Origin of the sequence: Leucobacter allii (assembly GCF_022919155.1) — a bacterium.
In the GTDB taxonomy this organism is placed as follows: Bacteria; Actinomycetota; Actinomycetes; order Actinomycetales; family Microbacteriaceae; genus Leucobacter; species Leucobacter allii.
Genome location: NZ_CP095045.1, coordinates 2,674,224 through 2,694,227, shown reverse-complemented (window position 1 = coordinate 2,694,227; position 20,004 = coordinate 2,674,224). Strand labels below are relative to the sequence as shown.

Genomic DNA, 20,004 nt, shown 5'->3' with positions numbered 1-20,004 from the left:
GGAGGTATGGAACGTCCCCCGCTCATCCGCCCGCGCGAGGATCGCGCGCTCGCTGGCGTGTGCGCCGGGCTCGCGGCCCACCTCCGTCTGCCCGTCGCGCCGGTGCGCGCCGGGCTCGCGGTGCTCGCCCTCTTCGGGGGCGCCGGCGGGCTGCTGTACCTCTGGCTGTGGGCGACCGTGCCTCCCGAGGGGGAGACGGAGGGCGTCGTGCCCCTCAAATCGGCGCTCACCCGCCCCGCCGGCGGATCCGCCCGGGCTGCGGCGCCCGCCCCGCCGGCGTCCGCAGCCGGCGTCCCTCGCGCCGCCGAGGAGATCCGGACCGCTGGGGAGGGGGCCCGGACCGCCGGGGGGACCGTGGCGGCGCCCGCAGCGGCCGGGCCGACCGGATCCTCCGCGGGCAGCGGGACCGGGACCGCCGAGGCCGGCCGCGCGCCCCTCCGCCTCAGCGGCCGCTGGCCGATCGCCGAGATGCTGCTCGGCGGCTGCCTGCTCATCGCGGGCGCGGGCCTCGTGCTCGACCGACTGGGCGTGCACCTCAATCTGACGCTCGTGCTCCCCGGCCTCGCGGTGCTCGTCGGTCTCGGCCTCACCTGGTGGCAGATCGCCGACCGGGATCGCCCCGAGCGCAATCAGGTGCCGCGCGTGCTCGGAGCGCTCGCCCTCGTCGCCGTCGGGGTGCTGATGTTCTTCGTGACCGCGCGGGAGCCGAGCGTCTGGACCGTGGTGGCCGCGGCGATCGCCGTGCTCGCGGGCGTGGCCCTCGCGATCGCCCCATGGCTGCTGCGCCTGAACCGCGAGCTCATCGCGGAGCGCGCCGCGCGCGCCAGGGAGGCGGAGCGCTCGGACATCGCCGCGCACCTGCACGACTCGGTGCTGCAGACGCTCGCCCTGATCCAGCAGCGCTCGGAACCCGGGAGCGAGGTGTCGCGCCTCGCCCGCGGCCAGGAGCGGGAACTGCGCGAGTGGCTCTTCCGGGGCGCCGACGGCGCGACGGCGATGCGGCGCGCCGCGGTCGACGTCGAGCTCCGCGCCCACGCGGCGGCGCTCGAGGCGGAGCACCCGGTGCGCTTCGAGTTCGTGACGGTCGGCACGGGCGATGAGCTCGAGGCCCCCGAGACCATCGTCGCGGCGGCCCGCGAAGCCATGCTCAACGCCGCCCGCCACGCGGGCGGCGAGGTCACCGTCTACCTCGAGGCGACGCAGCAGCGCATCGCGATCGACATCACCGACCGCGGCCCCGGGCTCGATCCCGGTGCGCTCCCCGAGGGTCGCATGGGGGTGCGCGAGTCGATCCTCGGGCGCATGGAGCGCGCGGGCGGGACCGCACGGATCGTGCCGGGCCCGGGCGGCGGCACCTCGGTGCGGCTCGGGATCCCGCGAGATGGCGAGGGCATCGGCACCCCGGAGTCCGTCGGGGGCGCCGTCGGGGCGCCCGGAAGCGCGGCGCCGGGAGCGGAGGCGCCCGGAACCGCCGCGCCCGGTGTCGCCGTGCCCGGTGTCGCCGTGCCCGGTGCCGCCGTGCCCGGAACCGCCGTGCCCGGGGCCGCCGTGCCCGGGAGCGGCGAGGCGCATCAGGAGAGGAGCACGTGATGAACGGTACGGAGCCGGGGCCCGAGGATCGAGCGGCGCCCATCAGGATCGTGATCGTCGATGACCACCAGATCTTCCGCACGGGTCTGCGGGCGGAGCTCGGGGCCGAGCTCGTCGTGGTCGGCGAGGCCGCGACGGTCGACGCGGCGGTGGAGACGATCGCCGCAACGGCACCCGACGTGGTGCTGCTCGACGTGCATCTCCCCGGCGGCGCGGGCGGCGGCGGCGCGGAGGTGCTCCAACGCCTCGCCGGATCGCCGGCCGCCGGCGGCGTGCAGTGCCTCGCACTGAGCGTCTCGGACGCGGCCGACGACGTGGTGAGCGTGATCCGCGCGGGAGCCCGCGGATACCTGACGAAGACCGCCTCGGGGGCCGAGGTCACGGCGGCGGTGGTGCGCGTGCACGGCGGCGACGCGGTCTTCTCGCCCCGCCTCGCAGGCTTCGTGCTCGACGCGTTCGGCACGGGGCTCGGGGAGACCGCCGCCGCCGACGACGAGCTCGATCGGCTCTCCGCGCGCGAGCAGGAGGTGATGCGCATGATCGCCCGCGGCTACGCCTACAAGGAGGTCGCCGCGGAGCTCTTCCTGTCGGTGAAGACCGTCGAGACGCACGTCTCCAAGGTGCTGCGCAAGCTGCAGCTCTCCAACCGGCACGAGCTCACGGCCTGGGCGCTCTCCCGCCGCCTCCTCTAGTCCCAGCCGGGCAGCCAGAGGTGCGCGTCCCAGAACCAGCCGGCCACGGGCATGCCCGACCACACGGGGAAGAACAGCACCGCGAGCACGAGCGCGACGGCGAGGAAGACGCCCACGGAGCGTCGGCCGGCCTCGTACGCGGCGGGCTCGCGGGGGAGCGCCCGTCCGGTGACCGGGTCGCGCAGGGCCCCGAGCTCCGCCGCCCGACCGGCTCGAGTCCGGATCGGGACGCCGCAGAGCATGCCGAGCAGCAGCGCGAGCGCGATTGCCGAGAACGGGGTGAGCACCACCGCGTAGAACTGGAAGACGGCGGAGCGGGAGAAAGTCAGCATCCAGGGCAGCCAGCCGGAGAGGTAGCCGAGGACGACGAACGCACCGACGAGCACGAGCGGATCGGGGGCGCCCCGCCGCGTCTCCCAGGCGCGACGCGCGACGAGTGCGCCGAGCACGAGGAGCGCCGCCGCGCCTCCCCACGTCACGAGCGGGTTCGGCAGGGGGCTGATCCCCGCGACGCAGTCCGCCCACGGGCACCCCTCGGTCCAGCGGAGCTCGTACATGGCCGTCGGCCGCAGGGCGAGCGGCCAGGTGACCGGGTGCGCCTGGAACGGGTGCGGGGCGCTCAGCGTGCTGTGCCAGCTCCACATCTCCGCGTGGGAGCGCACGAGGGAGACGAACCAGTTCGGCCCGGCCCCGCGGCCCCAGCCCCCGCTCGTCGCGATCCACCCCGCCCACGAGGAGAGGTAGACGACGGCGGCGGTCGGCAGTGCTATCGCCGCGGTGAGCCCCGCTTGCGCCGCGGCCCGGCGCACGGCGCGCCGCTCGCCGCCGCGCAGACGGATCGCGAGATCGCGCATGGTGACGAGGATCAGGAACACGGCGAGCGGGTACAGGCCCGACCACTTCACGGCGGTGGCGGCCCCGAACGCGGCCGCCGCCGCCAGGAGCCAGGGGCGCCGCCAGCGGAGGGGGATCGGGGTGCCGCGCTCGCCCTCCGTCGAGCTCTCCGCCGAGCCCTCCGCCGCGGCGACGCCGCGTCCCCGGGCCCCGCCGCGTCCCTGGGTCCCGTCGCGTCCCCGGGCCCCGCCGCGTCCCGCGTCCCCGCCGTCCGCCTCGATGTCGCGCCAGAAGCAGAGGGCGCCGAGCACGACGAGCAGGGTGAGCGGGCCGTCGAGCAGCCCGACGCGGCTCAGCACGACGTGCACCCCGTCGATCGCCAGCAGGAGCCCCGCGATGCAGGCGACGACGAGGCTGCGGCTCATCCGCCACGCGAGGCGCATCGTCACCGCTGCGGCGAGCACGCCCGCGAGCGCCCCGGCGCTGCGCCATCCCCAGCCGTTCCCCGGGCCGAAGGCGAGCACGCCGAGCCCGATGATCCACTTGCCGAGCGGCGGGTGCACGGCGTTCGCCGGCGCGTCGGTGTACGCCGTCGCGCGCTCGCCCGCCATCGAGGGATCGTCGTCCGGCCAGACCGTGGGGAATCCGTGGGCGAGCTGGCTGATGGCGTCGCGCACGTAGAACAGCTCGTCGAAGACGAGGGTGCCCGGGCGGCCGAGCGCCCAGAAGCGCAGCGCCGCCGCGATCCCGAGCACCAGCGCGGGCGCGATCCAGCGCAGGTGGCTTCGCATGGTCCCAGCCTAGGGCCAGTGCCGGCCGCCCGCGGGGCTACGATGGAGGGGTGATTACGCGGCTCAGCTCCTACTTCCTGAAGACTCTCCGTGAGGACCCCGCCGACGCCGAGGTCGCCAGCCACCGGCTGCTGGTGCGCGCCGGGTACATCAGGCGTCAGGCGCCAGGCGTGTTCGGATGGATGCCGCTGGGGCTGCGGGTCAAGGGCAAGCTCGAGCGGATCATCCGCGAGGAGATGGCCGCGGCCGGCGCGCACGAGGTGCACTTCCCCGGTCTGCTGCCCCGCGATCCCTACGAGGCCACGGGGCGCTGGGAGGAGTACGGCGACGATCTCTTCCGGCTGCGGGATCGCCACGGCGCCGACTACCTGCTCGCGCCGACGCACGAGGAGGTCTTCACCCTCATGGTGAAGGACATCGTCTCCTCGTACAAGGACCTCCCGCTGCAGCTCTTCCAGATCCAGGACAAGTACCGCGACGAGGCGCGCCCGCGGGCCGGTCTGCTGCGCGGCCGCGAGTTCACCATGAAGGACGCGTACTCCTTCGACGTCACCGACGCGGGGCTCGAGGAGAGCTACCGGAAGCAGCGCGACGCCTACGAGCGGATCTTCTCCCGGCTCGGACTCGACTACGTCATCGTCCAGGCCGACGCGGGGGCGATGGGCGGGTCGAAGAGCGAGGAGTTCCTCCTCCCCATCCCCATCGGCGAGGACACCTTCGTCCGCTCCGCCGGCGGGTACGTCGCCAACGTCGAGGCGTTCTCGGTCGCGGCCCCCGACGCGCTGCCCGTCGCAGGGCAGCCCGAGGCGCTCGTCTACGACTCGCCCGCTACCCCGACCATCGAGGCGCTCGTCGCGCACACGAACGCGGTGCTGCCGCGTGCGGACGGCCGCCCCTGGGAGGCCGCGGACACGCTCAAGAACGTCGTGCTCGCGGTGACCCCGCAGGGCGGCGAGCGCGAGATCGTGATCGTCGGGATCCCCGGCGACCGCGATGCCGACATGAAGCGCGCCGAGGTCGCCTTCCCGCTCAGCGAGGTGGAGCCGGCCACGCCCGAGGACTTCGCGAAGCACCCCGGACTTGTGAAGGGGTACATCGGCCCGGGCGCGCAGGGCGCCCCGGTGCTGGGACTCGAGGGGTCCACGGGGATCCGCTACCTCGTCGATCCGCGCGTGGTCGACGGCACCGCCTGGGTCACCGGCGCCAACGTCCACGAGCAGCACGTCGCCCACCTCGTCGCGGGCCGCGATTTCACCGCGGACGGCGTCATCGACCTCGCGACGGTGCGCGACGGCGATCCGGCGCCCGACGGCTCCGGCCCGGTCTCGCTCGAGCGCGGCATGGAGATCGGCCACGTCTTCCAGCTCGGGCGCAAGTACGCGGAGGCGCTCGGCCTGCAGGTCCTGGACGAGCGCGGCAAGCTCGTGACCGTCACGATGGGCTCGTACGGCATCGGCGTGACCCGCATCATGGCGATCCTCGCCGAGCTGCACCACGACGACCGCGGACTCGTCTGGCCCGAGGCCGTGGCGCCCTTCGACGTGCACCTCGTCGCGACCGGCAAGGACCAGGCCGTGCACGACATCGCCGAATCGCTCGCCGCGGAGCTCGAGGCCAGCGGCGCCGACGTGCTCTTCGACGACCGCCCGAAGGTGTCCCCCGGCGTGAAGTTCGGCGACGCCGAGCTGCTCGGAGTGCCGCGGGTCGTGGTGGTCGGTCGCGACGCCGCCGACGGCTTCGCCGAGGTCTGGGATCGTGCCGCGGGGACCAAGGAGAAGGTCGCGCTCGCGGAGGTCGCCGCGCGCTTCGCCGCCTGATCCGCCGACTCCGCGAACGGGGCGTCGCCGTCGGGCGGCGCCCCGTTCGCGCGCATCCGGCGCCGCAACTCCGTCCACATGCGGGGGCACCGGCGCCGCGCGGCGAAGTTGTCCACAGATTCCCGGTTCCGCCACGACGACGCCCGTTCGCTCGGTAGCGTACTGCTCACCGCCCCGCCCGGGGCGGGCGCAGAGACGATCACGCGGAGGCGGGGGCCCGGCCGCTGAGCGACGGAAGGACGACCATGGCCAACATCACCGTTTCCTACGCGGAGATCGAGCGCGCCGCCGTGCAGCTCGCGAACGGGCGGGAGGAGATCACGCAGCGTCTGCATGCGCTGCGCGCGATGATCGCCTCTCTCGTGTCCTCGGGCTTCACGACCGATCAGGCCTCCGGCCGCTTCGATGCCGCCTACCAGGAGTACACCGCGGGGGCGAACACGGTCATCGCGAGACTCGACGAGATCCAGCAGTTCCTCACGCAGACCGCGCAGGCGCTGCGGGACATGGACGCGCAGATCGCGGCGCGGATCAACTAGCGCGGCCGGCGAGGCACGAGGATCGCCATGGGCGAGATCGTGAGGCTCGACGACGCGGCCCTCGAGACCGCGGTCGAGGCGCTGCGCGCGGTGTCCTGGACGGACGCCGCACCCGGCCGCGTGCTGCCGAGCGTCGATTTCGACAGCCTCACCGGCATCGCCGACGCCGTGCGGGGCTTCGTGCACGGTCTCGACGCGGCCCGCGCCGCGCTCGCCGCAGCGGCGCGCACAGCGTCCGAAGAGCTCGCCGGGGTGGTGCGCGCGGGCGACGAGCTCGACGGCGGGCTCGGAGCGGCGCTCGCCCCGGGGGTCTTCGCGCCCGGGCCGGCCGCGCCGCCGGCGGGGGAGCCCGGGCGTCCGGTCCCGGATGCCGTCGCGCCTCCGGCCCGTGCCGGGGCGGGGTCCACCGGGGCGGCTTCCGCCGGAGGCGGGCCGTGAGCACCGCGGTGCCGACCGACGCCGCCGCGCTGCTCCCGGAGACTCCCGTCCGGGGCTCCGCAGCGGAGGCGTCGGCCGTCGGCGCCTACGCCCGGGGCGTCCGCCAAGACGGGGAGCGCATCGCCGCGGCGCTGCGGACGGCCGTCGGCGCGCTCGCCGCGATCACGAGCCGGGGCGTCACGGGGATCGCGAGCCGCCTCGAGGGCACCCTCGCCCCGGGCGTCGAGCTCGTGTCGCGGACCGCGGACGCCGGAGTCGGGGCGCTCGACCGCTTCGGTGCGGAGATCGAGCGCATCCACGCCGACGCCGCGCGGACCCTCGCCGCGGTCGAGGCTGCGCTCGCGGAGATCCGCACGGCCGCGGCAGAGATCGCCGCGGTCGCGGAACGGCTGGGCATCGCCGCGAGCTACCCGTGGGACGTCGGGGCCCCGGCGCGGCTGCCCGAACCGCGGCTCGAGGCGATCGGCGGGGGGATCGGCGCGCTCGCCGGTGCGCCGGGCGCGTCCATCGGGGAACTCGACCCGGGGCAGCGCGATCTGGCGGTGCAGCAACTGCGCGCCCTGTACGAGGAGCGATGGTTCCGCGCGGCCTGCGCCTGGCGCTCGGGGGTCGACGCGATCGGCGACGCCCGGGATCGATGGCGCGTGCTCCGCGACGAGCGCTGCGACGCGGAGATCCGCCTCCGCGACGCACTCCACGACACGGAGCTCGGCGGCCTCGTCGAGGCGAGCGGTGCGGACGTCGCGCTGACGCGCCTCGCGATCGCGGCCGCGGTCTCCGGCGAGCACGGGGGAGTGCGGACGGACGGCGGCGGCCTCGCGGCCCTGCCCGCGCTCCTCGCGGGCGAACTCGACCCGGAGCAGGTCGCTCGGGCGTGGCGGCGGCTCGAGGCCTCGGGGGTCGACACGGAGCGGCTCCTCCGCGAGCACTGCTTCGAGCTCGCGGACCTCGACGGCCTGCCGTTCGCGGCGCGCGATGCCGCCGGCCGCGCCGCGCTGACCGAGGCCCTCGACGCCGAGCATCCGGCACGCCTCCACGAGGCCTTCGCGCGGATGGGCTTCGAGCTCGGCGAGCGATCGTACGCCGAGCTCCGCCGCGATCTCCTGGCCGTGCGGGACGCGCTGCGGAAGGCGGAACTCGGTGCCGGCCCCGGCGAGTCCGTGCAGCTCGTCGCGCTCGGACGGCACGACGGCGCGCTCGCCGCCGCGATCTCGCTCGGCGACCTGGACCAGGCCGGCACGGTCGGAGTCCTCGTGCCCGGGATGCGCTCCGACGTTCACGGACTCGGCGACGCCTACGGGGCCTTCCGGAGCATCCGGGGCGACCGTCCGGATGTGGCGATGGTGAGCTGGAGCGGATACCGGGCACCCGGGCTCATCGAGGAGATGTTCCAGACTCGGGCCGACGCGGGCGGCGCCGAACTGGCGGCCTTCCTCGACGGGCTCGCGGCGATGCGCGCGGCGGACCCGCCCGACCGCCTCGTCGTCATCGGGCATTCCTACGGCACGAACGTGGCCGCCGAGGGGCTGCGCGCCACCCGCGCCGACGTGGACGCCTTTGTCTCCCTCGGCTCCGCCGGCCTGCGCTACGCGACGACGGCGGATGCGCTCGGGGTCCCGGAGGTGCACGCGACGCACGCCGCGGGCGACGGCATCGCGCACGGCCTCGGCCAGCACGTGCACGTGCGCCCGTGGTTCGACGGCGGCGGTGCCTACGAGGCGCGCGTCGATCCGCGCGAGCTCGCCGGGGCGCGGGAGTTCACCTCCGAGCGGACCGCGGACGGCGCAGCGGTCACGATGCACAATCTGCTCGTCCCCATCTCCTGGGGGCCGGAATGGCTCGGGCTGCAGCGCCTCGCCGACGGGCTCGACGGCACGGCCGCCGCCGACGAGATCGGCTACCTGAACACCCGATCCAGCACGGTGCACGAGCTCGGGAAGATCGTGAGGGACGAATGGCGATGAGACGACGAGCTGCCGTGCGGCGAGGGCCGCGCCTCCGCGACGCGCTCGCGGCCGCCCTCGGCGCGGCGTTGCTCGTCCTGTCCGCGGGCGGGTGCGGGACGGGACGAGCGCCGCAGCGCGACGCCTCCGGTGCGACGGAGGAGGACACCATGGATCAGGGGATCGCCGCGCAGTACGCGCTCGCCGCCGAGCGGCACGCCGAGCTCAACGAGCGCGTCGCGCAGCTGCAGCGGGACTCCGCCGCCGAGGCGTGGCGGGGGACCTCGACGTTCTCCGAGGTGATCCCCGCCTCGGGGTTCGAACTCGGCGCCGAGCTGCCCGGCGCGAGCCGGACGAACAGCTACTACTTCGTCGTCTCCCGGTGGGCCGAGCCGGGGGCCGGGAGCGCCGCGGAGCTGGTGCGCGCCTTCGCCGCCGACTGGCGGGCGCGCGGCTGGGACACGAGTCTCGCGGCCAGCGAGGTGAGCGGCGAATCGCGGGCCGCCGCGCTGACCCCTGACCGGTACTGGTTCGCCGCGAGCGAGGAGGGCGGCGCGCTGCGTCTGGAGGGGCACTCGCCGGTCTACTGGGGAGCCTTCGAATCGCTGATCGAGGCGGCAGCCGAGCGGCGCGATGCCGAGGACGCACGCGGCGCGCATCGGCGCTTCGCCGAGCGGGATGCGTCCGGCGCGATCGTCCTCGAGCCGGGAGACTATCGGCCATTCCCCGCGTGGGAGGCCGTGCCCCCGGCGGCGAAGGGCCGGCCGTGAGCGGCCGGCGGCTCGGCCGGGGTCCCGAGCGTCGCCGCAGGGACGCCGGACGGCCCTGCAGGGACGCCGTGCGGCCCCGCCGAGAGGCCGGACGGCCTCGCCGGGACTCCGAGCGTCGCCGTGCGCGCGAACGAATGCGCCGACCGGCATATGCGTGCTGCGGCATGGCGGCGCGCTACGCTCGCAGGACATCGAGAAAGGACTCGGACGATGAACGATCAGCAACAGGTTCCGCAGAAGCCCACGGCCGCGTTCATCGGCGCGTCCTGGGTGGCGCTGCTCCTCGGCATGGGCACGTACCTCGTCGGCCTCTTCAACTCGAGCATGGAGCTCAACGAGAAGGGCTACTACTTCACGGTGCTGATGTTCGGGCTCTTCGCCGCGGTGTCGCTGCAGAAGACCGTGCGCGACCGCGCGGAGGGACTGCCCGTCACGAACCTCTATTACGGCGTCGCCTGGTTCGCCGTCGTCCTCTCGCTGGCGCTTCTGGCGATCGGGCTCTGGAACGCGGGGAGCATGACCCTCAGCGAGAAGGGCTTCTACGGCATCGGATTCGCGATGAGCCTCTTCGCCTCGGTCGCGGTCCAGAAGAACGTGCGCGATCTCGCCCAGTTCCGCGCCGAGGACGAGGAGGAGGCGCCCGCCGCACCCGCCCCCGTCCGCTTCGAGGAGCCGCGCGGCGACTGAACCGGACCGGGCGCCGAAGGCGGCGCCCGGCACGGCGATCGTGCGGCGGAGGGGTCGCATGCGGCTCCTGCTGACCCTCGCCCTGCCGGATGGACGCACGCACGACGTCGCGCTCTCCTGCGACGTCACGGCCACCGTCGCCGACGCCGCACGGACCCTGGTCCGCGCGGGGATCGGCACGGATCACCAGCTCGTGACGGCGGTGCGTTCCCGCGCGGCGCCCGTCACGCTCCGGGGCCGGCCCGCGGCCGGAGCCCCGCCTCGGCTGCTCGATCCCGCCTCCCCGATCGGGTCCTCGGGGCTGCGCTCCGGATGGATCGTCGAGCCGGTCCTCGAGTTCGGCGCCCACGGCGGTGCGCGACGGATGATCGGTGCGGTCGGCTCCGTCGAGGTGCTGAGTGGTCGGCACACGGGTACCCGGTACAGCCTGGTGCCGGGGGAGAACCTCATCGGCAGGGATCGCGCGTGCCGGGTCCATCTGAGCGATCCGAGCGTCTCGCGCCGCCACGCCGTCGTCGCCGCATCCGCCGGCCTCGAACTCGCCGACCTCGGTGCGGCGAACGGGGTGCTGCGAGACGGCAGGCCCGTCGGTCTCGCACGCATCGACGCCGCCACGACCTTCCAGCTCGGAGAGGTGGAGATCCGGATCACCCCGGGGCCGCCCGCCGAAGCGGTTCCGTATCTCCCGCACCGGATACCGCACGTCCGTGCGCCTCGGATCGATCCCCGGTTCCCGCGGAGCGAACGTGAGCTTCCGGATCCCCCGGAGCGACCGGCTCCGGGGCGGTTCCCGGTGCTCGCCGCCCTCGCGCCCCTGCTGCTGGGCGGCGCGATGTACGCCGTGACCCGCTCGCCCCTGAGCCTCGTGCTCGTCGCGCTCTCGCCGCTCATGATGATCGGATCGTGGTGGGACGCCCGGCTCGGCACCCGGCGCCGGCTGCGCCGCGAGACGCGACGATTCGACGCCGCACTCGCGGTCGAGCGCGCCGAACTGACCGAGCTGCGCGCGCGGGAGATCGCCGTCCGCGCGGCGGAGGCGCCGACGCTCCCCGACATCGCGCGCGCGATCCGGGAGCGGGGCGAGCTGCTCTGGACGCGGCGCCCGGAGCACGACGCCTACCTCGAGGTGCGGCTCGGAGAGGGAGCGCGGCCGAGTCGCACCGCGATCGTGCTCCCGCCCCGGGCCGGGACCGCAGCCGCGCCCTGGGCGCTGCTGCGCGGCGTCGCGGAGGAGTTCCGCGCCGTCGAGCCGGTGCCGGTGCTCGAGCGGCTCGACCGCTGCGGATCGCTCGGGATCGCGGGCCCGGCATTCTGGGCGGCGGGCCTGGCGAGATCGCTCGTGCTGCAGCTCGCCGGGCTCCATTCGCCGGAGGAGCTCGGACTCTGCTGCTTCGCCGGCCCCGAGCACGCCGGGGAGTGGGACTGGCTGAAGTGGCTGCCGCACGCGGGGACGGCGGGCCCGCTGCCCGGCGGGCGACTGGCCGACGACGCCGCGGGATCCCGGCGGTTGCTCGCCGTCCTCGAGGGCACCCTCGTCGAGCGCCGCGCCCGGACCGGCGCCGCCGAGGCGGTGCGGGCGCGCCTCGAGCCGGAGCGGGCCGATGACGCGCCGGGAGCGGCCGCCCGCGACCTCCCGACCGTTCCGACGATCCTCGTGCTCGTCCTCCCGGGTGCGCGGGCCGACCCCTCGCGCCTCATCGCGCTCGCCGAGGACGGGCCGGACCGGGGGATCCACCTCATCTGGGTGGGCGCCGCGCGCACCGAGCTGCCCGCGGCGTGCCGCACCTTCGTCGAGGTCGACGACGCGCGCGCTGTCGTGAGCTTCGTGCGCACAGCGGAGACCGTGCCCCTGCAGCGCTGGGAGCATCTCGAGGCTCCCGCGGCGCTCGAGCTCGCGCGCAGCCTGGCACCCGTCGAGGACGCGGGTGCGCGGGCGCTCGACGAGAGCGATCTCCCCGCGTCCGTCGCGCTGCGGCAGCTGCACGAGGTGGACCTCCTCGGCGGCGCCTCCGCCATCGCCCGGGCTTGGGCCGCATCCGGAACGCTCGTCTCCCGGTGGACGCGGGGGAGCGAACGCGAACCGCCCGCGCTCGCCGCCGTCGTCGGACAGGGCGCCGACGGGCCGACCACGATCGATCTGCGCGCCCAGGGGCCGCACGCGCTCGTCGGGGGCACCACCGGTTCGGGCAAGTCGGAGTTTCTGCAGAGCTGGATCATGAGCCTCGCCGCACGGATCGGTCCCGACCGGCTCACCTTCCTGTTGGTCGACTACAAGGGCGGCGCCGCCTTCGCGGAGTGCGCCGACCTCCCGCACGCCGTGGGACTCGTCACCGACCTCGGCCCGCACCTCGTCAGACGGGCCCTGACGTCGCTGCGCGCCGAGCTCCGCCACCGCGAGGAGCTGCTCGCCGCGCACGGGGCGAAGGACCTCCTCGCGATGGAGCGCCGGTCCGATCCCGCGGCGCCGCCGGTGCTCGTCATCGTCATCGACGAGTTCGCGGCGCTCGCGCGGGAGATCCCGGAGTTCGTCGACGGCGTGATCGACATCGCGCAACGCGGGCGGTCGCTGGGGCTGCACCTCATCATGGCGACCCAGCGGCCCGCGGGGGTGATCTCGGACAACCTGCGCGCCAACACGAACCTGCGGATCGCGCTGCGCGTGGCCGACGCATCCGACAGCCGGGACGTGCTCGGCGTCGCCGACGCGGCCTCCTTCGACGCCACGACCCCGGGGCGCGGCGCCATCGTCTCGGGGCCGGGGAGGATCGACCGCTTCCAGACCGGGTATCTGGGCGGGCGCTCGGGCGCCTCCCCGCTCGCGTCCCGCATCGAGGTGCGGTCGCTCGGCCTGGCGGAGGGACGCCCCTGGGACATCCCGCCGGAGCCCGCCGAGGCGGCGGGGACGCGGGCGAGGCCGGCGCGCGACATCGCGATCCTGCGCGACGGCATCGCCGCCGCCGCGCGGCTCGCCGGGCTCCGCGCGCCGCGCCGGCCCTGGCTCGACGAGCTCCCCCGGATCGTCGACCTGGGCGCCATCGCGGCGTGCACCGTGCGCGCGGGGCCGGCCGACGCCGCCGATCCTGCCGGTGATCCCGCCGCAGATCCCGCCGCAGATCCCGAACTCGGCGACGCCGTGACGATCGGTCTGCGCGACGAACCGGCCGCGCAGGCCCGCAGCCCGCTCGTCGTCGATCTCGAGGACGCCGGCCATCTCGCCGTCTTCGGCGCGAGCGGCACGGGCAAGACCAGCGCCCTCTGCACCTTGGCCGTGGCGCTGAGCCGCGGCGCCGACCGGCGACCCGTCGAGCTCTACGCGATCGACGCCGCGGGCGGAGCGCTCGACGCGATCGCGGGGCTGCCGACCGTCGGCGCCGTCGCGCCGCTCGCCGATGCGGAACTCGTGGGGCGGATCCTGCGGCGCCTGCTCGCCGTCATCGCCGAGCGCGGGCCGCGCTTCTCGGCGGCGCGGGCCGCCGGACTCCCGGCCTACCGGGCCACGCCCGGGGGCGGGCGCGAGCCGCGCGTGGTGCTGCTCGTCGACGGCTTCGACGCCTTCCGCCACGCCGCGGAGGCCGTCGGCGGTGACGCCACGATCCGGATGCTGCAGGAGATCATGACGACGGGGCGCTCGCACGGCGTGCACGTCGTGCTGACCGCCGAGCGCGCGGCGGCCGTGCCGGCGGCGCTGGCGGCGAGCGTTGGGCGGCGCATCGTGCTGAGGCTCGCGAACCCGCACGACTACGCCGCTCTCGGGTTGCCCGTCGATGCGCTCGACGATGCCGGGCCGGGGAGGGGCGTGCTCGCCGGTGCGCGCGAGGAGATTCAGATCGCCCTCGTCGGCGGCCGGCCCGAACTCGCGGCCCAGGCCGAGGCACTCGACGCGCTGGGTGCGGAACTCGGGCAGCGGGGCGTCCCCGCCGCGTTCGCGGTGCGGAACGCCCCGCGGCGGATCCCGCTGGCGGAGCTCCCCGCCGAGACCGGAGGACGGCCGGTCGTCGGCATCGACACCCGCGACTTCCGTCCCGTCGGCATGCCGACGGAGGGTCTCGTCGTCATCTCCGGTCCGCCCGGATCCGGCCAGTCCACGGCCGCGGGGAGTGCGGTCGCCGCGCTCCGGCGCTGGTCCGGGCTCCGCGGGGAGCGGATCGAGACGACGCTGCTGAGCTGCGCGGACGGCGGGCTGCTGGCGGCGCAGGACTGGGACCGGGCGGCGAGCGGGACGGAAGAGGTCCGCACCCTCGGCGAGGCGCTGCTCGCCGCCCTCGGGGCCGGGCCCGCGCCGGGCGCGCGCGGGGTCATCGTCGTCGAGCGCCCGACGGACGTCGAGGGAACGGCGGCGCTCCCCGTGCTCGTCGCCCTGGCGAAGGCGGCCAGGCGCGCTCGCGCGCTCGTCGTCTTCGAGTTCGAGCAGGGCGCCGCCGCAGGGATCTGGGAGCTCTTCACCGCGCTGCGGCAGCCGCGCTGGGGGATCGCGTTGCAGCCCGACGCGGCGGAGAGCCAGACGCCCTTCCGTGAATCGTTCGGGCGGGTCTCCCGCGCGGACTTCCCGCCGGGCCGCGGCTTCGCCGTCGAGGGCGGGCGGCTGACCCCCGTCCACATCGCGGCGCCGTGGGGCGAGCCGGGCGCCGCTCCCTGAGGGTCGGGGCGGGTGGGGTATTCTGGACGACTGGCCCGCATCTGCGGACCCCGGAAAGCTGAATAGACATCTCAATACCCGCAAGGAGGACCCCGTGAAGATCGAACTCGTCACGCTGCGCCAGATCGAACGCGAGAAGGAGATCCCGTTCGACGAGCTCGTCGAGATCATCGAGCAGGCGATCCAGTCGGCGTACCTCCGTCACGCCGAGAACCAGAAGCTCCCCGTGCCGCGCGAGGGCGACGTCCGCGTGACGCTCGACCGCAAGTCGGGGGAGATCTCGGTGCTCGTGCCCGAACTCGACGACGAGGGGCAAGTGATCGGGGAGGCCTACGTCACCACCGACGAGTTCGGCCGGGTCGCGTCCAGCGCCGCGAAGCAGGTCATCAACCAGCGCCTGCGCGATCTCACCGACGACGCCGTCCTCGGCACCTTCAAGGACAAGGAGGGGCAGATCGTCTCCGGCGTCGTGCAGCAGGGGCCCAACCCGCGCATGGTGCACGTCGATCTCGGCGAGCTCGAGGCGATCCTCCCGCCCGAGGAGCAGGTCCCCGGCGAGCAGTACCCGCACGGCATGCGACTGCGCGTCTACGTGACGAGCGTCTCCAAGGGCACCAAGGGCCCCCAGGTCGTCGTCTCGCGCACGCACCCCGGCCTCGTCCGCAAGCTCTTCGAGCGGGAGGTCCCCGAGCTGACCGAGGGGCTCGTCGAGATCGTCTCGCTCGCGCGCGAGGCGGGTCACCGGACCAAGGTGGCGGTCCGGGCGAAGCAGGCGGGGATCAACGCGAAGGGCACCTGCATCGGGGAGATGGGCAGCCGCGTGCGCGCCGTCATGGGCGAGCTCGGCGAGGAGAAGATCGACATCGTCGACTACTCGCCCGAGTTGCCGAAGTTCGTGGCGAACGCGCTGTCGCCCGCGAAGGTGACGGACGTCTTCATGCTCAACGAATCGCTCAAGCAGGTGCGTGCGCTGGTCCCGGATTTCCAGCTCTCGCTCGCCATCGGCAAGGAGGGGCAGAACGCCCGCCTCGCCGCGAAGCTGACGGGCGCGAAGATCGACATCCAGCCCGATTCGATCATGAACGACTGAGGCCGGACGGTCCGGGGAGAGCTGCGTGCGGGAAGCTGGTAAGATGGTTGCGGTTCGGACCTGTGTCGCGTGCCGCTCCCGCGGTGCGCGCACAGAACTGCTCCGGGTCGTGCTGCACGATGGGCGATTGCTCGCCGATGATCGCGCGGTGCTTCCTGGGCGCGGCGCCTGGGTGCATCCCACGGCGCGGTGTCTGGATCAGGCGGTGACGCGCGGAGCATTCGCGCGAGCGCTGCGGGCATCGGGGCGACCCGATGCAGGCCCTTTAGAGAACAGGCTGAAAACACTCATGGACAACTAATGAGCGGCTCACGATGAAGCCCGTCCGTTAATCAATGGTTCTCGCCTGTCTGGCGTGAACCCAGACAGGAGAAAAGTGGCAAACCCACGCGTACACGAGATCGCTGCGGAGATCGGTGTCGATAGCAAGGTCGTCCTGGCCAAGCTGAAGGAGATGGGCGAGTTCGTCAAGGCGTCCTCGTCGAGCATCGCGCCCCCCGTGGCGCGCAAGGTCAAGGCGGCGCTCGCCGCCGACGGCGTATCGAAGCCTGCGGGCGACGCCCCCGCGGCGAAGCCGGCGGCGGCGCCCCGATCCGGCGCGCCCAAGCCCGGCGGCCCGAAGCCCGCCGGTCCGAAGCCCGGTCCGCAGGCTCCTGAGCCCGCGGCCCCCGCGGCGAAGCCCGCCGCGCAGCCGGAGGCGACTCCCGGCGGCAAGGCCGACGCCCCGAAGCCCCCGGCGCCCAAGTCCGGCGCGCCGAAGCCCGGTGCGCCCAAGCCCGCCGGACCGCGTCCGGGCAACAACCCGTTCGCCTCCAGCCAGGGCATGGGCATCCCGCGTCCGCCGCGTCCGGGGAACAACCCGTTCTCCTCGCAGCAGGGCATGGGACGCGGCGGCAACCGTCCGAACCCGGGCAACATCCCCCGGCCGGCCCCCCGCCCCCAGGGCGGCGCGGCGGGCGGGCGCCCCGGCGGTCCCGGACGTCCCGGTGGCGGCGGCGGTCGTCCCGGTGGCGGCGGCGGCTTCAACCGTCCCGGCGGCGGCAGCGGCGGTCCCGGAACCGGCTTCGCCGGTCCTCGTCCGGGCGGCGGCTTCGCCGGTCGCGGGCGCGGCGGTCGCGGCGCGGGCACGGCCGGCGCGTTCGGTCGCGGCGGCTCCAAGAGCAAGGCGCGCAAGTCGAAGCGGGCGAAGCGGGCGGAATTCGAGATGCGGGAGGCGCCGTCGATCGGCGGCGTCCAGGTTCCGCGCGGCGACGGTTCGACCCCGATCCGCCTGCGTCGCGGCGCGTCGCTCTCCGACTTCGCCGACAAGATCAACACGAGCGCATCGAACCTCGTGACGATCCTCTTCCACCTCGGCGAGATGGCGACGGCGACGGAGTCGCTCGACGAGGCGACCTTCGAGATCCTCGGCGACGAACTGGGCTACAAGATCCAGATCGTCTCGCCCGAGGACGAGGACCGCGAGCTGCTCGAGGGCTTCGACATCGACATCGAGGGCGAGCTCGAGGAGGAGGGCGACGACGTCCTGATGGCGCGTCCCCCGGTCGTCACCGTCATGGGCCACGTGGACCACGGCAAGACCCGACTGCTCGACGCGATCCGCAAGGCGAACGTCGGCGGCGGCGAGGCCGGTGGCATCACGCAGCACATCGGCGCCTACCAGGTGCACACCGAGCACGACGGCGTCGAGCGCGCGCTCACCTTCATCGACACCCCGGGCCACGAGGCGTTCACCGCCATGCGCGCCCGAGGCGCGCAGGTGACCGACATCGCGATCCTCGTGGTCGCGGCCGATGACGGCATCATGCCCCAGACGATCGAGGCGCTGAACCACGCCCAGTCGGCGAACGTGCCGATCGTGGTCGCGGTCAACAAGATCGACAAGGAGGGCGCGAACCCCGAGAAGGTGCGCCAGCAGCTCACCGAGTTCGGGCTCGTCTCCGAGGAGTGGGGCGGCGACGTCATGTTCGTCGATGTGTCGGCGAAGAACAACGTCGGCATCACCGAGCTGCTCGACGCGGTGCTCCTCACCGCTGATGCGGGGCTCGACCTGCGCGCCAACCCCGACAAGGACGCGCGCGGCGTCGCGATCGAGGCGAAGCTCGACAAGGGCCGCGGCTCGGTGGCGACCGTGCTCATCCAGTCCGGTACGCTGCGCGTCGGCGACGCGATCGTCGCGGGCACCGCCTACGGCCGCGTCCGTGCGATGAGCGATGAGAACGGCGACCCGGTGATCGAGGCGCTGCCCTCGCGTCCGGTGCAGGTGCAGGGCCTCTCGAGCGTGCCCCGCGCCGGCGACAACTTCATCGTCACACCCGAGGACCGCACGGCCCGCCAGATCGCTGAGAAGCGCGAGGCCGCCGAGCGCAACGCGCAGCTCGCCAAGGCGCGTAAGCGCATCAGCCTCGAGGACTTCACGAAGGCCCTCGAGGACGGCAAGGTCGAGTCGCTCAACCTCATTATCAAGGGCGACGTGTCGGGTGCCGTGGAGGCGCTCGAGGAGTCGCTGATGAAGATCGAGGTCGACGATTCGGTCCAGCTGCGCATCCTCCACCGCGGGGTCGGCGCGATCACCGAGTCGGACGTGGATCTCGCCACGATCGACAACGCGATCGTCATCGGCTTCAACGTGCGCCCCGATGTCAAGGCCCGCGAGCGCGCTGCGCGCGAGGGCATCGACATCCGCTTCTACAACGTCATCTACAACGCGCTCGACGACATCGAGAACTCGCTCACGGGCATGCTCAAGCCCGAGTACGAGGAGGTCCAGTCGGGCGTGGCGGAGATCCGCGAGGTGTTCCGCTCGTCCAAGTTCGGCAACATCGCCGGTGTCATCGTCCGCAGCGGCACCATCACGCGCAACGCCAAGGCGCGCGTGATCCGCGAGGGCGTCGTGATCGCCGACGGTCTCGCCATCGAGTCGCTGCGCCGGTTCAAGGACGACGTCACCGAGGTCAAGACCGACTTCGAAGCGGGCATCGGCCTCGGCAAGTACAACGATATTCAGATCGGCGACGAGATCGAGACGACCGAGATGGTGGAGAAGCCGCGCGGCTGATCCCGCTCGGCCCGACACCGCAGCAGGGGCGGGAGGTTCGCATGAACCTCCCGCCCCTGCTGCGTCGTGGAGATCGATCGTCGCGTCAGGCGGTGAGCTCCTGCACGCGGATCGTGTTTCCCGCGGGGTCGCGGAAGGCGAAGTCCCGGGTGCCCCAGTCCTGCTCCATCGGCTCCTGGAGCACCTCCGCCGAGGAGGCCTCCACCCGCGCGAAGAGCCCGTCGAGGTCGTCGGAGGCGAGGATCAGGGACGCGTAGGAGCCCTTCGCGATGAGCTCCTGGATCACGCGGCGCTCCTCGTCGGTCAGGCCCGGGTCGACGGCGGGCGGCGTGAGCACGATGGAGGTGCCCGGCTGATCCGGGTGGCCGACCGTGATCCAGCGCATCTGCTCGTAGCCGACGTCGTTGCGCACCTCGAAGCCGAGGACGTCCCGATAGAAGGCGAGCGAGGCCTCGGGATCGGTGTGGGGGAGGAAGGTGTTGAGAATGTTGATCGTCATGCCCGCCACGCTACTCCCGGGCGGGCGGCGGAACTTCTCGATTCCTGACCGGTTTCGTGGCGCGCATCGCGACGATCCCCGGGAGGCCGGCGAGCGGGCCCCCGCACTCCCTGCGGTAGCGTCCAGGAGGCATGCCGACGAGCTCCGTGAACCGCGTCGTGAACGTGCCGAGCGAGCCGTAGCCGACGGCGAAGCAGACCTCGGTGACGCTGAGGTCGCCGCGGCGCAGGAGCGTCATGGCGCGCTCGATCCTGCGCGTCATGAGGTAGCTGTAGGGCGACTCCCCGTAGGCGGCGCGGAATGCCCGGCTGAGATGGCCGGCCGAGAGCCCGACCCCGCGGGCGAGGCCCTCGACGTCGAGGGGGTGCGCGTAGTCCCGGTCGATGCGGTCGCGCACGCGGCGCAGCAGCAGGAGATCGCGGATCCGCTGCTCCCCGTCCTCGCGTCGCGCCACGCGCCCATCCTCTCACGGGCGGGCGGGCGGGCGCCGCGCCCGGCGCCCGCAATCGGCGTCACGGCCCCGCGAGACCCTATCCAGCTCGCGAGACCCCATGATCGTGACGGGAGATTGCGTAGGGTCTCGGCGGCTTCGCAGGGTCTCGGCGATTGCGCAGGGTCTC

General features: G+C 74.0%; 15 protein-coding genes. 12 read left to right on the top strand and 3 right to left on the bottom strand.

Annotated elements, in window-relative coordinates:
* Positions 1-6: 6 nt before the first annotated feature.
* The gene (locus tag MUN78_RS12470) at positions 7-1,590 is read left to right on the top strand and encodes an ATP-binding protein (protein ID WP_244726822.1); all 1,584 of its coding nucleotides are present in this window, start codon (positions 7-9) and stop codon (positions 1,588-1,590) included.
* Positions 1,590-2,282 (top strand): response regulator, encoded by a 693-nt coding sequence (locus tag MUN78_RS12465; protein WP_244690320.1) that lies wholly within the window; start codon positions 1,590-1,592, stop codon positions 2,280-2,282. Before MUN78_RS12470 ends, MUN78_RS12465 begins: the two co-directional genes overlap by 1 nt.
* Here MUN78_RS12465 and MUN78_RS12460 read toward each other — a convergent pair.
* Positions 2,279-3,907 carry a phospholipid carrier-dependent glycosyltransferase gene (locus tag MUN78_RS12460; protein ID WP_244726821.1) on the bottom strand — a complete coding sequence of 543 codons (1,629 nt, stop codon included), beginning with the start codon at positions 3,905-3,907 and terminating at the stop codon, positions 2,279-2,281. The genes MUN78_RS12465 and MUN78_RS12460 overlap by 4 nt on opposite strands.
* A 50-nt stretch (positions 3,908-3,957) precedes the next feature.
* On the opposite strand from MUN78_RS12460, the gene MUN78_RS12455 reads away from it, so the two are divergent.
* From MUN78_RS12455 to infB, 10 genes are all read left to right on the top strand, one after another.
* On the top strand, positions 3,958-5,724 hold the full coding sequence (locus MUN78_RS12455; RefSeq protein WP_244726819.1) for a proline--tRNA ligase: 1,767 nt from the start codon (positions 3,958-3,960) through the stop codon (positions 5,722-5,724).
* A 245-nt stretch (positions 5,725-5,969) separates the two neighbouring features.
* Positions 5,970-6,263, top strand: a complete 294-nt coding sequence (locus MUN78_RS12450; RefSeq protein WP_244690315.1) for a WXG100 family type VII secretion target — start codon at positions 5,970-5,972, stop codon at positions 6,261-6,263.
* A 27-nt stretch (positions 6,264-6,290) separates the two neighbouring features.
* Complete coding sequence (locus MUN78_RS12445) at positions 6,291-6,701, top strand: hypothetical protein (RefSeq protein WP_244726817.1); 411 nt, start codon at positions 6,291-6,293, stop codon at positions 6,699-6,701.
* The gene (locus MUN78_RS12440; protein ID WP_244726815.1) at positions 6,698-8,665 is read left to right on the top strand and encodes an alpha/beta hydrolase; all 1,968 of its coding nucleotides are present in this window, start codon (positions 6,698-6,700) and stop codon (positions 8,663-8,665) included. The genes MUN78_RS12445 and MUN78_RS12440 overlap by 4 nt, the downstream gene beginning before the upstream one ends.
* Positions 8,662-9,414 carry a hypothetical protein gene (locus MUN78_RS12435; RefSeq protein WP_244726814.1) on the top strand — a complete coding sequence of 251 codons (753 nt, stop codon included), beginning with the start codon at positions 8,662-8,664 and terminating at the stop codon, positions 9,412-9,414. The genes MUN78_RS12440 and MUN78_RS12435 overlap by 4 nt, the downstream gene beginning before the upstream one ends.
* Positions 9,415-9,624: 210 nt before the next feature.
* Complete coding sequence (gene yiaA / locus MUN78_RS12430) at positions 9,625-10,101, top strand: inner membrane protein YiaA (RefSeq protein ID WP_244726812.1); 477 nt, start codon at positions 9,625-9,627, stop codon at positions 10,099-10,101.
* 58 nt (positions 10,102-10,159) lie between these two features.
* Entirely contained in the window at positions 10,160-14,737 is a 4,578-nt protein-coding gene (locus MUN78_RS12425) for a type VII secretion EssC family protein (RefSeq protein ID WP_244726810.1), read from the top strand.
* 94 nt (positions 14,738-14,831) lie between these two features.
* Entirely contained in the window at positions 14,832-15,827 is a 996-nt protein-coding gene (gene nusA, locus MUN78_RS12420) for a transcription termination factor NusA (RefSeq protein WP_244690304.1), read from the top strand.
* A 43-nt stretch (positions 15,828-15,870) separates the two neighbouring features.
* Entirely contained in the window at positions 15,871-16,128 is a 258-nt protein-coding gene (locus MUN78_RS12415) for a YlxR family protein (protein ID WP_244690302.1), read from the top strand.
* A 75-nt stretch (positions 16,129-16,203) separates the two neighbouring features.
* Positions 16,204-18,885, top strand: coding sequence for a translation initiation factor IF-2 (gene infB / locus MUN78_RS12410; RefSeq protein WP_244726808.1), 2,682 nt, complete (start codon positions 16,204-16,206; stop codon positions 18,883-18,885).
* Positions 18,886-18,970: 85 nt separating this feature from the next.
* Here the strand turns inward: infB and MUN78_RS12405 are convergent, their stop codons facing one another.
* Complete coding sequence (locus tag MUN78_RS12405) at positions 18,971-19,384, bottom strand: VOC family protein (protein WP_244690299.1); 414 nt, start codon at positions 19,382-19,384, stop codon at positions 18,971-18,973.
* A 10-nt stretch (positions 19,385-19,394) separates the two neighbouring features.
* Entirely contained in the window at positions 19,395-19,838 is a 444-nt protein-coding gene (locus tag MUN78_RS12400) for a helix-turn-helix transcriptional regulator (protein WP_244690297.1), read from the bottom strand.
* Positions 19,839-20,004: the final 166 nt, after the last annotated feature.

What these genes read in the sequence shown, in the direction of transcription:
- MUN78_RS12470 (WP_244726822.1), top strand. Translation starts at nt 7, where the DNA reads ATGGAACGTCCCCCGCTCATCCGCCCGCGCGAGGATCGCGCGCTCGCT.
- MUN78_RS12465 (WP_244690320.1), top strand. Translation starts at nt 1,590, where the DNA reads ATGAACGGTACGGAGCCGGGGCCCGAGGATCGAGCGGCGCCCATCAGG.
- MUN78_RS12460 (WP_244726821.1), bottom strand. Translation starts at nt 3,907, where the DNA reads ATGCGAAGCCACCTGCGCTGGATCGCGCCCGCGCTGGTGCTCGGGATC.
- MUN78_RS12450 (WP_244690315.1), top strand. Translation starts at nt 5,970, where the DNA reads ATGGCCAACATCACCGTTTCCTACGCGGAGATCGAGCGCGCCGCCGTG.
- MUN78_RS12445 (WP_244726817.1), top strand. Translation starts at nt 6,291, where the DNA reads ATGGGCGAGATCGTGAGGCTCGACGACGCGGCCCTCGAGACCGCGGTC.
- MUN78_RS12435 (WP_244726814.1), top strand. Translation starts at nt 8,662, where the DNA reads ATGAGACGACGAGCTGCCGTGCGGCGAGGGCCGCGCCTCCGCGACGCG.
- yiaA (WP_244726812.1), top strand. Translation starts at nt 9,625, where the DNA reads ATGAACGATCAGCAACAGGTTCCGCAGAAGCCCACGGCCGCGTTCATC.
- MUN78_RS12425 (WP_244726810.1), top strand. Translation starts at nt 10,160, where the DNA reads ATGCGGCTCCTGCTGACCCTCGCCCTGCCGGATGGACGCACGCACGAC.
- MUN78_RS12415 (WP_244690302.1), top strand. Translation starts at nt 15,871, where the DNA reads ATGGTTGCGGTTCGGACCTGTGTCGCGTGCCGCTCCCGCGGTGCGCGC.
- MUN78_RS12405 (WP_244690299.1), bottom strand. Translation starts at nt 19,384, where the DNA reads ATGACGATCAACATTCTCAACACCTTCCTCCCCCACACCGATCCCGAG.